Origin of the sequence: Clostridioides sp. ZZV14-6153, assembly GCF_020657855.1 — a bacterium.
Classification (GTDB): Bacteria; Bacillota; Clostridia; order Peptostreptococcales; family Peptostreptococcaceae; genus Clostridioides.
The window spans coordinates 1-271 of sequence record NZ_JAGWCZ010000096.1 but is presented as its reverse complement, the minus strand read 5'-3'; the positions used below and the strand labels follow the sequence as shown (position 1 = coordinate 271).

General features: G+C 29.2%; 1 protein-coding gene. It reads right to left on the bottom strand.

Going from position 1 to position 271, the window contains the following annotated elements:
• Positions 1–69: 69 nt before the first annotated feature.
• The coding region (locus tag KGF46_RS19855; protein WP_227862257.1) for a transposase at positions 70–271 on the bottom strand (202 nt) is incomplete at its 5' end.

The window sequence follows — 271 nt, the reverse complement described above, 5'->3', positions numbered from 1 at the left end:
AATTCCGAAGTTAGCCCTCCGTACATATATAAGTGCTTTTGAGCCGCGTGTGGGAAAATTACTTTGTATTTAAGCTACCTTATATTTTTTAGCATTTTTAAGATTAATACTTGCATTTAAATCTCTATCAATAGATAAACCACAACTACATTTATAAACTCTATCTTTAAGTTTTAAATTCTTATTAACCTCTCCACACTGGCTACAAGTCTTTGATGATGGATAAAATCTATCAACAATTCTAAGTTCTATATTATTTTGCTTACACTTA